Here is a 12,439-nt window from a genome sequence, read left to right on the forward strand (position 1 = left end):
CGGAGCAGCCATGCGGGGGTTCGGACGGCAGAACAGGCTCAGGGACTTCGATTAACCGCACTTTTCCCGGGGCATACATGTCGCCGATCAGCATAGGGGCCTCATGATGATGGAACAGGAAGGGGCAAGAACTGGAGTAGAGAGCAGCTCACTCTAACCCGTCTGCCGTCGACAATCATCTGAAAGCGACAGAAAACCTCATTCGGCAGGAAGGTGTGACTGGTGGCGGGGATGGGTGTGGGACGACGGTTGTCATTAAAAGTGGTGACTGAAAAGACAGAGGACTCGCAAAGCGTGCTTTGCGAGTCCTCTGGTGCGCGTCAAATCGTTACCCGTCGGTGCTCCCGGCACCCGTCGGATTAGAATTCACCGACGATTTCGCCACCCTTGGGTGTGCACAGTCCGATGAAGACGTCAAAGGAGATGTTCTCGCTGATCAGCTTGACGGCTCCGTCCCCGAGCAGGAAGTGAGCACCACCGGTGTGGAACGAGTAGGGCTGGCTGTTGCCGTGGGTTCCGAACACGTAAGGAGCGTCGGTGTGAGGATAGGAAGAGGATCCGATATCCAGCCCGTTGGTGGCGTTCAGTGCGGCTGTACCGAGGAAGTCTGAACCGTCAGCCTTGGCACCGAAGTAGAGGATGTCGCTGGCAGGCCGTGCCCAGCCACCGCCGTTGACGCGGTTGGTGGGGAGACCACCGAACTGTCGGCTCTTACGCCAGACGGCAGGGCGACCTGACGATTCGGCAAAAGCGATGGTGTTCGACAGACCATCGGTGACGTCGCTGAACTTGGCTCCTGAGAGCTTCTGGCCCGATGCCGTGGTGATCGTAGCGTTCTTGGGGAAGAAACCGGCAATGTACTGGTAGGTTGGGTCTGCGGGATCCGTGTGCAGGTTGGTCAACTGGACCGAGGTGTAAGGCTGGTTCAGCGGCGAGATGCCGAAGATGGGGGAATAGTCGCTGGAGGCTGCGGTATCCTGTGCCCAGGCGGATGGATTGTCGGGAACACCGTCAAGAGCCCCCCCCTGAGGATCGGATGGGCAGACGAAGGCATTGATCTTGGTTCGCGACAGGGCAACGTTGGTTCCCACACTCCAGTTGATGGTCTGGTTGTACTGATTGAAGATGTTGGCCTGATCAATGTACGGCAGCAGAGCGGTCATGACGGCCATACGAACGGTCCCAGGTGTGGGGGGACGCAGGCTGCTGGGCAGGTGATTGAACGTTCCTTCGAAATTGTGAACGGCCAGGCCAATCTGCTTCAGATTGTTCTTGCACTGGGTGCGGCGAGCGGCTTCACGAGCTTGCTGGACTGCGGGCAGCAGCAGAGCAATCAAAACGGCGATAATGGCGATAACCACCAGCAGTTCAATCAGGGTGAATCCACCACGAGCGGTGTTGCGGGGATTCTTCACAGAGACGCGGACCATAATCAATTTCTTTCTAATAGGAAGTGGCTCTTATCGTAAGTGATTTCTAAGCCAGGAAAATTCAACTCGACATCTGCCATCACGATTGTGTGGCAATGCATGACGCAGTTCTTACACTCGGGATTCATTTCATCTTCTTGCTCCTTCGCTCATTCGAAGTCGGAGGAACTTTCGGCGCGGGGACCAGGTTGATCAGCGGAGCTCAATTTCTCTGCCATCAGTCTGTTACCGGAATTGCAACGATCACTTCTTTCGCAGGATCAATTCACCGGGCTCGGTGCCATCGGGTGTTACTTCAATTTTCAGATCAGTGGTGTTCTGACTTGCATACTTCTTTGGCAAATCATTGGGGCCAGCCGATGGATTCTCTTTCGAGCCCACGATGGGGTAATGCAGAGCGAGAACCTTGTAGGACCCGGCGGGAGCCCCATCGCTTTTGGAATAAGTTCCCAATTCGAAACTGCCGTCGATTTCCGTGGTCGCGGTGGGACGAACGGAGGGTGGGACCTCACTGTCCTCTGGGATCAGCGTGATCTGCGCACCGGCCAATGGCTTTCCTTCCAGCAGCAAGACTCCGGTAGCGGGATAGACGGTATCCCAGGGCTGTTTTGCTTTACCACAACCGACTGTGGCGGCGCTGGAGATGAGGGTCAGGCAGAGCAGCAGGCGATGGACCCTTAACTTAGACATTCGACAAACCTTCTCTTAGTTCTGAGCAGTGAAAAACCAACATCTATTTGATCGGTGATTTATATCGGGAGATTGAGACTATCTCTGTTTCTCTCATTTCTGCCACTTGGATCCATCGATGTGAGATCCAAGTTGTTCAGATTGGCCCGAGGCCCTCGTTGATCAAACTTCACCAGGCGGGCGGCAGCGTGCCGACTTCACACTTTTCCTATTCGCTGAATTTCAGTCAACGAAATGTGAGATTATTTTCGCGAGTGTTCAATTCATTGTCGAGATCCAATTCAAAACAAAAAAATGACACAAGGTGTTCAAGTGAATCAAGTTAAGTTCAAGATATTTTGTCAGCTGCTTGTTGTCTCTCTCGAATTTAAATATCACACGTTCGGTGAGCATTTTTAAGTAACATCCGCTCAGATGTCAATTGCGTCTTTAATTTTTTTTGAAATTTTCGTGACTGCGGGGACGGGCCGAATCAGTTCCCTGCGGGTGACGTCAAGCGGACAAAAACTGTAATCAGCTTGATGGTTCATGCGAAATCGACTGCCAGTTTAATGGTCATTTTCGCCTAATTATTGGCATCAGGTGCCGCGTGTCGTGCCGGGCAACGAGGTGTTTGGGGGCGTGCTGTCTGGATCCGGAAGGCCGGCCGTAGAGAGATGCGGGAAGACTGTAGGCGAGGGGGGGCGTAAAAACGAAGAAGCCGCTTCAGGGGGCTGAAGCGGCTTCGGATCGAATTCGAGATTTCATGACAACCGGCGTAAAGCTGCCGGAGGCCGGTTTAGAACTCGCCCAGCGGGTTTCCATCTGCGATCAAACCCAGTCGCTGGCGGGTCGTGGCGTCGAGGTTTTCGCTGATGAAGCGGACCGAACCGTCGGTGAGCAGAACCTGCAATCCGCCGGTGTGGAGGCTGCCTGGGCTGCCCCATTCACCGAGCCGGCCAACTTGACGGCTGTTGAAAGGAGGGCTCGTCCAGGCGCAGCATTCCCAGTCGTTGATCTTGCGGGCGCCACCGCTCAGGTTGGCGAAGTCGATCGAGCTGCCGGCGTAGGCGCGGCAAGACCAGGCGGGGGTGTGACCGTCAGCGACGTTCAGGGTGGTTTCGACCATGGCGACGGTGTTGCTGGTGCCGTCGCTACAGTCCCGGATGTTGCTATTGGAGTTTTCGCCAAACATTCCGCGAGCGTACTGGTTTTCGTTTGACCAGTATCCCCAGGCGTTCGGGGAGGTGGTGCTGAATCCATAGGTGGTCAGGTAAGCGATGACGCCAACGGCACAGCCATAGTTTCCGTCCCCGACAACGGTTTCTTTTCCATTATCGCTGGGGCACAGAAAAGCAGCAATTTTGTTGGTGCCGATGGCCGTGTTGGTGGTCGGTGCGGGGCCTGGGGTCAGTGCAGCACCGGAAACAGGACTCCACGTTGCGCCCAGGTTGTCGCCCATGGGGAGCGAGAAGTTGACCTGGTTGTACAGCGGACTCTGGTCAATGTACGGCAGGAGCAGGACGTAGCCTGTGTGGTTCTTGACGTTGGCGGGGGTCGAGTAAGGGCCGTTTGCCGTGGCGTAAGGGAACACCGAGAAGGTGTCGTGGTAGTTGTGCAGTGCGAGGCCCAATTGCTTGAAATTGTTCTTGCACTGGGTGCGGCGCGCGGCTTCGCGTGCCTGCTGAACTGCGGGGAGCAGCAGCGCGATGAGGACTGCAATGATCGCAATGACCACCAGCAGTTCAATCAGAGTGAACGCTTTTGATCTGCGTCGCGAAATGTTCGCGAGACCGACGGAGGCTTTCATGAAAAGATCCTTCAACAATGGGAGACAAACAAATAGCTCGAACGGGCAATCAAAGCCTTCGAGGGTTACACAAGGGAAAGTCTTGCAGGCGGGGGGCAGGCAGATGCGCAACTTCACGTTTGTCGTCCGGGGACCGGCTGGATAAGTTGCAAGTGGTAACCCGGGTCTGTCGCTGTTTCAATCAATTTCGTCGGTTGCGCTCACCCATTCGCTGGCGGTTATCTTCGTTGGCGGTGATCAGGCAGGTTGTCTCAGTGCGGTACACTAAAGCACATTACAGGAGGACGGCTCGTTTCTTTCTCGAAAATTCCGAGATTATTTCTTCACGGAGGTCGAGATGATGAAGTCCAGGCTGGTGGTCCCCTTGTCAGGAATCGTCGTCTTGTTGTGCATTCCTGCTTTGCCGACGTCACTCCATCGTGCCGCAATTACTTGAGTGCTCGGAGTCATCGTTGGTGATTCATTGGCGGCGAGAGGCTTGCCATCAGGCTTTACAAACTGCGAGAAGGTGACGAAGTAATTTCCTGCGGGAATTCCTGGTTTGTTGCTGAGGTGCGTGACCGTGAACTTCCCTTCCGCATCGGTCATGGCCCAGCAGCCACCTTGTGCTTTGGTGTCGTCTGTGGGATGGAAGGTGATGCGGACCCCTTCCGCAGGGCGACCGTTCACCTTCACGGTGCCCGATGCCGGTACCAGTGTTTCCGCTTTCGGTTGGTTCGAGCCGCAGCCAGAGAAAGAAACCAAACACAGCCAAATCAGTAGCAGACTTCGTCCAACCGTCATTCTTGCTCCAGCAGTAAATCCTAAAAGCCAATCAATCCAATTCAAGGTGCCCGACTGAAACCCAAAGGCAGCAGCGTGGCAATCATTATGCGGTTGTCATATTTGAGTGTCGAGGGGGTTCCCGGCAGGAGTTGCCTTCCGTTTGAGCACGGCCCTCTTCGCTCACGCTCTCGTGTACGCTTCTTGTCTCAGTCAGTCTGCTTGCGGAAACGAGCCTGACGCACTCAGTGGTTCGATCAGCGATGCAAACAGCAAAGCCCGTGCCACCCTCTCCCTTTGAGTTCCCACCGAACTCTTGACGCATCAGTGTAAACCAATGCCTGAAGGTCCTGGCTCCGCTCGGAAGAAGACTGCCGGACGCCGCCAGACTGACACATCCGCAGAGAGTCGAAACATCAAAAAATAATGCATCCACTCTTTTGGTCGTGGTTGGTCGAGCCCGTTCCGGGGACCTGTCCCGCTGGACGTTCACTGACGCTGCACTTTATAGGCAGTTCGAAATGGCTTGGGAATCCAATTGAGAACTTATCTTAATCCCTGATAATCGGAAACCACGTTTCTGCCCCTTCAATCGCTATCCAGGGGCATTTTGCATCGACATTTGTTTTTGTGTCGATGTGCCCGGACGGCCATTGGATCTGGATTTCTTCGACGATCGTCCGACTGCCGATCCCGATATCGATCTGCTTCTGGCTGCTGGATTCGTACCCGTCACCCGCCATTATCTGTATGGTGCGGATATCGTCTGCGGAGACCCGGATTCGCAGTTTTGCACCGACCGCATCGCGATTGCTTCTTGTCCCGATCAGTTTCAACTGAACCGCGTGGCCTGGGGAGGTGGTTTGGTTCTCCGCGAGCAGGACCGCTGCTTCGAGATCGGTTGCGACGAAATCGATTTTCCCGTCACGGTTCCAGTCGAGCAGTGCCAGTCCGCGGCCGAGTCGCTCCTGACTGAAGATTCCTGCCGCTTGGTCTGCAAACAGTTCTGTGAAGGTTCCTGCTGCGGTTCCTCGAAAGAACTGCGCTCTCATCCGATAGGGTTCACCTGGGATCTTGTCGATTTGCCCATTGACGAGGACCAGATCGTACCAGCCATCATGGTCTGCATCAAAAAACTGTGTGCCGAAACCCAGTGGCTCGAAGCCGGGCTCACTCAGCCCGGCACTGCGGATCTGGTCCTGATAGAACCCACCCGGTTGCGATCGATAAAAGGCGTTGTGTTCTCGCGCGAAGTTCGTGATATACAGATCCATGGCGCCGTCACGATTCACATCGGCGCAGGCCACGCCCATGCATGCTTGTGAGGCACCGTACTGATCAAGAGCGACGCCCCTCAAAAAGGCTTCGTCACGAAAATGGAGCGACTGGTCGGGACTGGTCTGCTCATTGATCAGCAGGTAGTTGGGGGTCATGTCATTCGCCACGAAGACATCAACGCGGCCGTCGTCGTTGAAGTCCGCGACAACCAGGCCCAGCCCGGTTCCTTGCGGCAGTTCCAGGCCACACTCCCTTTGCTGCTCGATAAATCGCCCATCTCCCTGATTCAACCCAATCGTATCGGTGACCGGGTCGTAAACGACGGGGCGACAGATCCCCGGACGATTGTGTTCGTCGTAGCACATCCCGGTGAAGAGTTTCGCTCCGCCGACGTAGTTCACATCGAAGAGTTCCGGAAGTCCATCGCCATTGAGGTCGGCAATCGCGCAACTGACCGTCCAGACGGACTGACGCAGGCCCGCGAGGGAGGTGACATCCGTGAAGGTTCCGTCTCCGTTGTTGTGATACAGCGTATTCCTGCCGAGATTGGCGACATACACATCGGGAAAGCCGTCACAATCGAAATCTCCGCAGGCCACCCCCTGTGAGAAGGTCGTCTCGTGGATGCCCGCCAACGGGGTCACATCGACAAACTGTTCGCCGAATCGATTGCGGTAGAGGGCGTCTGTGGGACCGATGGAGGGGTCAGTGGCCGAGGTGCTTCCCTGCGGAAAATAGAGGTCAGGCCACTCATCCAGGTCATAGTCCAGTACGCCCACCCCCGCTCCCATCGTTTCGAAGATCTTTCGGCCCTGTTGTGGTGAACCGGCGGTGACGTATCGAAAATTCAACCCGCTCGCCGATCCCTGATCGACGAATCGGATCGGCTCCACCGGCCTGGTGACTTGCTGAGGGGGCGAGTCGTCTCGCGGATCCGATGAGTTTGCCGGGGATGCGTGTGCCGGTGCCGTCTTGCTCCAGTCAGGCAAGGGAAAACGTTGCCAGTCGAAGTCTCGGCCAGGAAGACTGTCTGGGTGCGTGCGTGGCAGACTGGCCGTCAGACGCGAGTCCAGGTCGCTCTTCAGAGCCTGGATTTCCGCAGTGAGCAATAACTTTCGGTTCGCCGGCGGCAATTGTTCGAGGATTCGAATCCAGCCCCACGCTTCCCATAACCGTCCCGTTGCCTGCAGTTCTGTGATGAGGGGGATCAGCCAGTCGTTGGCACGCTGGTCGCGCAGGCGCGCACTGAGGCTGATGATGGTCTGAAGGCGCTTTCCCCGTGCCGTGAACTCGGATCCCAGCTCCGTCGCTCCTGTTTGTGTCAACAACTGCCCCAGCAGGAAATTGGCCGGTTGTAACTCGGGCTCACGCTGAAATGCTTCGTACAGACAGCGAATCGCACTGTCCGTATGACCTTGGTGCCTCAGCCATTTTCCCCGCGCCAGCCAGACGTGGGAGTTTGTCTCCAGAGCAGGCGTGACCTGGGCGTTCCAGGCGAGAAAATCCGGGGCAGGCCCGTCGGCCAGAATTTCGCCTAACAGACCCATCGCTTCTGCGTCCTGTGGACGCGCGCGGGTGATGTCCTTCAGACCGTTACGGGCTTTGTCGAGATGGTTCAGCGCGATGTCGTTCAGGACGTAGGCCAGGATATCGAAGCGGCTTTCCCGATCCAGTTCGATCATTTTGGCCAGTCGGGAACCGTCGGGTGCCACCGGGTTTGCTGAGGTAACGAGGATCAGGTCCTCCTTGTTGAAGGCGTTGCGTTTGATCAGTTCAATGATGCAGCGCACGACTTCCTGCGGCCGCCCCATGACAGTGGCCATCTGACCCTGCCAGCGGTAGAGGTCGGCCAGATCCGGATTGACCCCCGCAGTATACATCAGCGCCGCCCGCGCAGGGCGAACACGGTTTTCAACCATCCATCGCCGTCCCAGGCGACGGCCCAGGGATGCAGCGGCTGCGGGATCCAGTGCGGCCAGTTTTTCCAGCGCGCGCAGGGACTGATCGGGATCACCCGACTGAGCATTCGCTTCCGCCGACAGTTCCCAGGCAGCGGTGAAGTCGGGCTTCAGTTGAAGAGCCCGCTCGGCACAGTGGCGGGCCAGCGTGACTTTCTGCTCAGTGAGTGCGACCTGACCCTGCTCGACAAGTTGTTCAGCGGATTTTCCTGATACCAGGTGGGGAAGGAACCAGACGAGTAGCAGGATGAGGACGCAGCCAGCCAGACCTGAAGCAACGAGGTAGGGACTGATCCTGCGCCGACCCTGTTCGGAGATCGCGTGCTGGAAATCGGGAGTAGGCGGATCGGAATCGATGTTGTGTTCCTCAGAATCTCGATCATGGTCAGAACGATTGCTACGGGGACGTTGTTGCGCACCGCATCACCGGGGCTGTTCTGTTTCATCGGGTCCAATACGGGCGGCGACCGGGGAATGCGCGAGGCGTCATATCTCGCATAACGGCGCGTCAGGCGAAAGTGCGGGATGATACCCCGGGGGGCTTAACCGATTCACTCCAGTCATGTCCTGTGGTCCCGATTGCCGCACGGCAGTGTTTCACCTACTCCGCTTCAAGGCAAGGGAGGTCAGTCGCGTCAGTATGTCAGGCGGTTTCAGTTCAGCCAGTTTCAGCTCAGACAGGGGATTGTCCGGGGCGAATCAGTCATCGCTTTTTCCGGTTAGCTTGTATCCATCCGCATCCCATAGTGATCGACATTCCGACTTGTCGTCACGCAGTCCTGCATCGTCGCCCAAGGGGATGATCGCAAGCCTTCTGCTCCCAGGCCCTTCGCTGGTCTCGTACTGAATGTGTTTTCTTAATGGAAAACGATATGGGTATGCTATTCATCAGGGGGCACGTTGCGAGTGACGACGTGATCTGCAACGGCTTTTACTGATCGGCAGTCCGTCGGAATGGGAGACACTTTGAACCACGCTCGTCGTCATGAATCTTCGGTGTTCCGTTCCCGCCGTGCGTTTGCACTTGGTCGATGGCTGGCGATGGGGGCGAGTCTCACCTTGCTGGCGCTCGCCGCGATGTGGTTCGCACTGCAAGGCCAGACGCCCCAATCGGCGGAGGAGTGGGTTGAACGCGGGCGCCGCGCGATGGAACGGCGTGACTATCGGACATCGCGAACTTCGTTTGAACAGGCCGTTCAACGGGATCCCGAACTTGCCAAAGCGTGGGCACTTCTGGCCGAGGCGGCTTGCCTTGATCAGCACCAGGACCAGGCGCTGGCGGCGCTGCAGGAGGTGGTTCGGCGAGAGCCAAAGCGAGGCTGGGCTCTGGGAATCAAACTGGCCAGGATCTGGGTTGGCCAACACCGCTATCAACCTGCGATCCAGGGGGCACGGCTGGCAGCGGAAGCAGATCCTGCCTCGCCCGAGCCCGAGCGCATCCTGGCGCAGATTTACAGCATCACGGGGCATCGGGAGGAAGTTGTTACCAACCTGGTGGACCTCATCAGAAAGAATTCGTTCTCCCGCGATGATCTGATTGTCCTGTCGGCCGCGACTCCCTGCCGGGATGCTCCAGAGGAACGTCAACAGGCTCTCAAGGCGGCCCCCGAATTTCGCGCACCCTTACTTCAGGGTGCTTTCAGCCAGATGGGGGATAAACCTGAAGCAGCGGAACTGCTGCTATTGGAACTAACGGCCGCTGTCCCCGGGGATGACGAGGCACAGGGGGCCTTGGGAGAGCTCTACGCCGCGCAGTTTCCGAAGAAATTTCTCAAGTGGAATGCTCGTCTGTCGCCGGGTGCCGAAAACAACTCGCGCATCTGGGCGGCCCGGGGACGATGGCTCGCCCGCATGGGGAGTGTGGGCCCCGCGATCAGGTGCCTGCACGAATCGCTGATTCGTGAGCCCGAGCAGCTCGCCACAACGATGCTCCTGGGGGGATTGCTCAAGTCTCTTGACGAAATTGAACTTGGAAACGCCTTCTCCGAACGGGGACTGCATCTGCAGAGAATTATCGATATGAGCATCCGGATGAACGATCCGCGCGGGGATGAACTCGTCATCCCGCTGATCGAGGAACTGGAGGCCGTAGGACGGCTCTGGGAGGCCTGGGGGTGGTGCGTTGTGTACGAGCAGCAGCATGGTCCTCAAATCAGCCCGGTCGCCAAGTTCAAAAGTCGCATCCGAACGCGACTTCATCGTGACCTTCCCCGAACGGATCCTCTCAGCCTGCCAGGGCAGGGGAGTGACTGGGAGCGATTTCCGCTGCCCGACTGGAATCAGCCCCCCGTGTCTGACGCGGCAACCGAGGTCATGTCAGCCTCCTCGTCAGCATCGGGAAACGATTCAGATGCTGCGGGCATTCAATTTGTTGACAAAGCGGAAGAGGCAGGCCTCCGGTTCCGCTTCGTCAACTCATACTCTCCCGCTGCGGGGCGAATGATTTTCGAGTCGATGGGGTCAGGAGTGGCGGTACTGGATTACGATCGCGATGGCTGGCCAGACCTGTATTTCCCGCAAGGTAACACATCGCCGACACGCGGTTCGGCGACGGTCTGCGACGAGCTTTACCGCAACCTCTGGGGGCAGGAGTACCGCCAGGTTTCCGGCTTGTCCGGCGTGTCGGAATCGTCGTACTCGCAAGGGGTTGCGGCCGGGGATTTTGATAATGACGGGTTTACGGATCTCTATGTCGCCAATCTCGGTCGCAACAGCCTGCTGCGCAACAACGGCGATGGTTCGTTCACTGATGTGACGGAGGTTGCGGGGCTAAAGCAGGAAATCTGGACGGTGAGCTGTGCCATCGCGGACCTCAACGGAGATGGATTCCCCGAGCTGTTTGACGTCAACTATCTGCAGGGGCCCGATCTTTTAACCGGTTACTGTCTCGATCCTTACGGGAGACGAACCGTCTGCCGTCCGACGGCCTTCGACCCTACGTGGAACACCGTTTCCATCAATCACGGCGATGGCCGGTTCGAAGAACAGCAGCGCGAGTGCGGTCTGGATCTCCCTTATGGTCGCGGTCTCGGGCTGATCGTTGCCGACTTCAATGAGGATGACCGGCTGGATGTGTTCGTCGCAAACGATATGTCTGCCAACTTTCTGCTGATCAATCAGCAGACGGGACCCGATCAGCCGCTCCATTTTCAGGACGAGGCGATCTTGCGGAATGTCGCACTTGACGAGTTTGGGCTGGCACAAGCCTGCATGGGGATTGCGTGTGCCGACATCAACCGGGATCGCCTGCCGGATCTCTACATCACTAATTTTGCTCGCGAATCCAACACGTTGTACCGCTCGCAAGCCGGGGGTTTCTATCAGGATGCGACGCAATCCTCCCAACTCAGAGGCCCGGGATTCGACCTGCTGGGGTTCGGAACTCAGTTCATGGACGCCGACAACGACGGCTGGGAAGATCTGATTGTCGTGAACGGTCATCTCGATCAGTTCATCAACGAACCGTTCCAGATGCGGGCTCAATTTTTCCGCGGAAAGACGAACAGTCAATTTGTCGAACTGTCCGGTTCGCAGGCCGGAGAGATTTTTGCGCGCCCCCGTCTGGGGCGAGGACTCGCGGTACTCGACTGGAATCGGGACGGGCGCGTTGACTTTATCGCTACGGATCTGGAGCAGGCGGCAGTTCTGGGGGTGAATACGACCCCCTCCGAGAATCGGACCTTAGCGATCAGACTGGTGGGGACACGCAGCAATCGTGACGGAATCGGTGCTAAAATTGGGGTTACTGTAACCCCAACAGATCACCGATATCTTCAACGGGTAGCGGGTGATGGCTATGAAAGCAGTAATGAGCAAGTTTTGCGCATCGGGACCGGCAAGCACGCCAACGTGGAAGCCGTGGAAATAAGTTGGCCATCGGGTGAAAAGAGTCGTGCTACTCATGTCAGCACGGATTCGGAGTGGCTTTTTATCGAAGGGGATGGGGCGCCAATATCCCTTAAAGTCGTCCCGAAATAGCCGCCTTGACATCGTTTAACATTAATGGCATCTTAAATGCACAATTCGACATACGTGTTCGGCCCGCCTTGTTCTTCTTAAAAAACACTGCGGAAAACCGATCTCTAGCGAGCTGAGTTTCGCACGACTGATATTCGCACGACTTTTGACTGCCTCAGGTTTCAGCATCTGTGTCTCAGGGGTAAGCGTCTATTATGGCAATGCAGCGTGATTCGGATCCGCGTTCTCAATTAACGAGTTCACCCGTCGTTCGACTCTTCTCGGTCTCATCCATCGCGATGGCGATGCTGATCGGAACGCTCGGTTGCGGGAAGTCCGGCCCGAAACCGGAAAAGCTCGTTCCGGCGGCCGGCCTGGTCAAGGTGAATGGCCGACCCCTAGCGGGAGTGCGGCTGAGCTTTCAGCCCATCGAGAACAACAAAGCCGTCGGCGGCTGCTGGGCCATCACCGATAACGACGGGAAATTCAAAGTGATCCACGTTTCCTCGAAGGAGGGAATTCCCCCCGGCAAATACGAGGTGTATTTCTCTCGTCGGGTCAAACCGGATGGTTCT

Annotated in this window: 6 protein-coding genes and 2 pseudogenes; 2 read left to right on the top strand and 6 right to left on the bottom strand. The window is 57.0% G+C overall.

Translation table 11 applies throughout. The annotated features are described in order from the left end of the window. Positions 1-359 precede the first annotated feature (359 nt). From VGE80_RS03770 to VGE80_RS03795, 6 genes and pseudogenes are all read right to left on the bottom strand, one after another. Positions 360-1,430, bottom strand: a complete 1,071-nt coding sequence (locus VGE80_RS03770) for a DUF1559 family PulG-like putative transporter (RefSeq protein WP_397569115.1) — start codon at positions 1,428-1,430, stop codon at positions 360-362. A gap of 243 nt (positions 1,431-1,673) precedes the next feature. Further along, complete coding sequence (locus tag VGE80_RS03775) at positions 1,674-2,120, bottom strand: hypothetical protein (RefSeq protein WP_373653249.1); 447 nt, start codon at positions 2,118-2,120, stop codon at positions 1,674-1,676. A gap of 778 nt (positions 2,121-2,898) precedes the next feature. Beyond that, complete coding sequence (locus tag VGE80_RS03780; RefSeq protein WP_440591725.1) at positions 2,899-3,909, bottom strand: DUF1559 family PulG-like putative transporter; 1,011 nt, start codon at positions 3,907-3,909, stop codon at positions 2,899-2,901. A gap of 315 nt (positions 3,910-4,224) precedes the next feature. Then, positions 4,225-4,692: a carboxypeptidase-like regulatory domain-containing protein gene (locus tag VGE80_RS03785; RefSeq protein ID WP_440591726.1), complete on the bottom strand. Its 468-nt coding sequence runs from the start codon at positions 4,690-4,692 to the stop codon at positions 4,225-4,227. Positions 4,693-5,222: 530 nt separating this feature from the next. Beyond that, the gene (locus tag VGE80_RS03790) at positions 5,223-7,868 is read right to left on the bottom strand and encodes an FG-GAP-like repeat-containing protein (RefSeq protein WP_440591727.1); all 2,646 of its coding nucleotides are present in this window, start codon (positions 7,866-7,868) and stop codon (positions 5,223-5,225) included. A gap of 48 nt (positions 7,869-7,916) precedes the next feature. Then, a pseudogene (locus VGE80_RS03795) lies at positions 7,917-8,264 on the bottom strand (hypothetical protein); the annotation flags it as partial. 639 nt (positions 8,265-8,903) lie between these two features. On the opposite strand from VGE80_RS03795, the gene VGE80_RS03800 reads away from it, so the two are divergent. Together VGE80_RS03800 and VGE80_RS03805 are read left to right on the top strand one after the other, a co-directional pair. After that, the gene (locus VGE80_RS03800; protein WP_440591728.1) at positions 8,904-11,885 is read left to right on the top strand and encodes an FG-GAP-like repeat-containing protein; all 2,982 of its coding nucleotides are present in this window, start codon (positions 8,904-8,906) and stop codon (positions 11,883-11,885) included. A gap of 194 nt (positions 11,886-12,079) precedes the next feature. Next, positions 12,080-12,439, top strand: a pseudogene (locus tag VGE80_RS03805) (hypothetical protein); the annotation flags it as partial.

This window comes from Schlesneria sp., from assembly GCF_036405755.1.
Lineage (GTDB): Bacteria > Planctomycetota > Planctomycetia > Planctomycetales > Planctomycetaceae > Schlesneria > Schlesneria sphaerica.